The sequence below is a fragment of the Desulfovibrio sp. TomC genome (genome assembly GCF_000801335.2).
GTDB lineage: Bacteria > Desulfobacterota > Desulfovibrionia > Desulfovibrionales > Desulfovibrionaceae > Solidesulfovibrio.
In genome coordinates, this window is sequence record NZ_JSEH01000056.1 from 1 (window position 1) to 2913 (window position 2913).

The following is a 2913-nucleotide window of genomic DNA, read 5'->3' on the forward strand; positions in this document are numbered from 1 at the left end:
TCCCGGGCCGCAAAATCCGAGAGATTTAATTAGGAGAGAGAAAGTGGCCATCTACTGCCGGGTTTCAACGGCCGAACAGTCCTGCTCTCGACAGAGCAGGACCTCCTGGCCTGTGCGGTCCGAGCGGGCTTCACAGTGGTGGAAATCCGCAGAAAAATTTCGGTAGGGATTGAGGAGTAGCGACCGGAACGAAAGAAAGTCATGGCCCTGGCCCAAGACCGGCGCATCGACGCCATTCTGGTGACTGAGTTGACCCGCTGGGACGCAGCACCACAAATTTGGTCCAGCCCCCCACATGATCTTCGAACCTAGAGTGTCTCCCTGATCGCGCGACCGGGCCCCAGTTCGACCTGAGCCGCCACAGGGCAAGTTGATCACACCCATGATGGGCGCACTGGCCGAGTTCGAGTGGGATTTGCTCCGAGAATGAGTGGGGTCCGGGATCGCCGCAGCCATGGCGCGGGGCAATACCTTTGGACGTAGCCCCGGCCATCGACCCAAAGCCGATTGCCTACCCCCAAGGTGCTCCGCCTTGTGAGAGAGGGCAGTTCCTAACGAAACATCATCAGGGAGTTGGAGCTCAGCAAGAGCGCGGTGATGGGCATCAGGTCGGCTGGACTACAGGTCACCGGCTCAAGCCAGGGAGATTCAGCAGGCGAAGCTTGCTGAAGTGAGCATGACTTTGCAGCCAGAACTGTCTAAGAAATCTTAGATCACTACATGAACGCGGTTATCTAAGTAAATTTGAAAGGTCCAAATGAATAGCAAAATATTGTGTGTTTCTGGGGCCAATACGCCACTTTTGAAAAATATAATGGATATATTTGCACACTCTGGCGTGGCACTCGACAATTCAATGAAAACACCTCCCTTTTTAAGCATGGAAGGATGGCATGCGCAGTGCCTCTATAACAAGACAGAAGATAAGATTGATTTGACAAAACAATTTAACCCAGATGCATCTTGGCGACGGCTTGCAAGTGAGATATTTCTTGAAAATACTAAGTCTAGTGTGTGGGGATGGTGTTCTTCGGAGAGTTTATTCTTTTTAGATTTTTGGGAAAGATACCAAGAAAATATTTATTTTGTTTTGATCGAAACTTCACCGCGAGACCTGCTATTTTTTATACACTCTGCAAACAAAACATGTAATAATATAGAAAGTCTCGTCGAAGAATTATTAGTTGCCAATGAAACAATACGCCGGTTTTGCACTGCTCATAAAGACAGATGTCTAACAGTAGATCTCGTAGAAAGTTTGGAAAACCCTTCTGCATTGTTAGACGCCTGCAGAATGAAATTCGGCATACATCTTCAAGACAATATTTCTAAGTATCAATTCCCGAAACAAGACAAAGATCCTCTAGCGTCATTCTTGGGCCATAAATTGTTTGCGGAGAAAACAAAAAGCCTAGAAATTTTTCAAAAGAATAGCTTTAAAATGACGCGACGAAAACCACACCGCGACGACAGGCAATCTTCTGATTTGATTCAAGAAATTATACTGGCTGTTGATAGCTATTTCGAGCTAAAATCAAATGTTGACACTGCAAAACAACGGCTGGAAAGCGCTATTGAGGAAAACGCCTCTCTAAATAAAGAGATTGTTTTACTTCGTAACGAGCAGAAAATACACAAGAAAGATTCATACTTGCTCTCACAGTCTTATAATATGCAACTAACACTTGCAGATCAGAGCAACTCGGTTATTAAGCGTCTTGTGGGAGAGAATAAAAAGCTAATGCACGGCATTTCTTCTTTTAAAGGGATGTTGTTTGATCAAATTCAGGCAAAAATAAAAGGTATTGCGCCCTTTTTTCATATCATTAACGCTCAACAAAATCAAATATTATTCCTATCTGAAACTTATAAAAGCGCAGAAAAAAAATTCAAAAAACTACAAGAAAGATGGTCGAGGGTTTTCTGTGCTGATAGATATTATTGCGACTTTGATACTATTGATATGGAAACGTCATTTGATGACAACAAAAATCTAATTCTTATCAGGTGGAAGATCACCTCTTTTTTTGGGGCGAACAGAGAGCTTGACCGTCTTGAATTTGAAACGATAATCCTGCACAATGGCGTTGCTTTTGTTTTCAAACGTGATTCATCAGGCCAATCGCCACTCTTCCGTTGGCCGATAGCTGCTGGCAACCTTGATAAAATCACAATATTTTTATTAAGAGATCCAATTTTGCAATTATTTTATAATGATATTTTAGCTGAATTTTCAACCAGCGACATCGATTTTTTGCATGCACTTAGTCGTATTGCTGCATTGACATTGCAAAAATCTTGTTTCCTTGACGACAATCACCCGGGCTTAGTGTCGCTAAGCAAGGGATTCGACTTCTTATTAAATTCATTAAAAAACTACTCACGAGACCTTAGATTTGATCGCATAACCTTAAAAAATGTGCAAATCAATCACGACTATGAGCACTTGTGGATTGAACTTGATAATGTATCCTTTGAAGAAAAGCGTTCTCCCAAATTCGAATTTCGTATATCGTGCGCTGAGATAGATTCCGCAGGGTTTGGTCACCATTTTAAACTAGAATTTCCAAAGTCGTCCGCTAGTGATTTTTTTGACAACTGGTTTGGCGAAAGCGTTGATGATTTTGGCGATAAACTTGAGATACGCTTTGCTATGCCAAATTCTTTAGACATGAAGGTGTGGAGCAAGCTGTCGTGTTTTGACCAAAGATTCGTTTCTAAATTAATTGAACATTTGCCATATTTCTTTGTAGTTTTGAAACGCGAAGGGGTTAATGCAAAACGTCCATGGGCTAATTGGGAAAATTTAGTTGATAATATCATGAAGATCAATAGGTCCGCAAGCAGGACACGTTAAGGAGGTAAACCCAACTGGGGATCACGACACGATGTATACATTATCTGTGTTAAAAC

General features: G+C 42.5%; 1 protein-coding gene. It reads left to right on the plus strand.

The annotated features are described in order from the left end of the window. The first annotated feature begins 757 nt into the window (after positions 1 to 757). Entirely contained in the window at positions 758 to 2857 is a 2100-nt protein-coding gene (locus NY78_RS21455) for a hypothetical protein (protein ID WP_156181140.1), read from the plus strand. Positions 2858 to 2913 lie beyond the last annotated feature (56 nt).

Coding starts and splice junctions, on each gene's coding strand:
- NY78_RS21455 (WP_156181140.1), top strand. CDS start 758: ATGAATAGCAAAATATTGTGTGTTTCTGGGGCCAATACGCCACTTTTG.